Annotated in this window: 1 protein-coding gene; it reads right to left on the minus strand. The window is 32.3% G+C overall.

Annotated elements, in window-relative coordinates; all coding sequences use genetic code 11:
- Positions 1 to 430, minus strand: a 430-nt coding sequence (locus tag A7976_RS14810; RefSeq protein WP_131801007.1) for a YegS/Rv2252/BmrU family lipid kinase, incomplete at both ends; no start/stop codon positions are given.

Genomic DNA, 430 nt, shown 5'->3' on the forward strand with positions numbered 1-430 from the left:
ACCATATTCTCCATCTACATTTAGTTGTAAGTCTGTGAATGATGAAATATTAATTGCCTTTGCTTTTTCATAAATAACTTTAGGATGCTTAGTATGTTCTCCTCTTGAAGCTAAAGTCATAATATGACCAAGTTCTGCAAGGTTTGATTTTTCAACTATAATTAACGTAAAATAGCCGTCATCTAACTTAGCGTCCGGCACTAATTTTTCAAATCCTGCCATTGAATTTGTTAAACCTAAAAAGAATAATAATGCTTCTCCTTGGAAAACATTACCATCATATTCAATTCTTAAATCTACAGCTTTCATTTGAGGTAACATTTCGAAACCTTTGATGTAATAAGCAAATGGACCAACAATAGATTTCAATTTACTCGGTGTTTCATAAGAGACTTGCGTCAATTGTCCGCCTGCAGCTAAATTAATAAAG

This window comes from Methylobacillus sp. MM3, assembly GCF_001645185.1.
Taxonomy (GTDB): Bacteria; Pseudomonadota; Gammaproteobacteria; order Burkholderiales; family Methylophilaceae; genus MM2.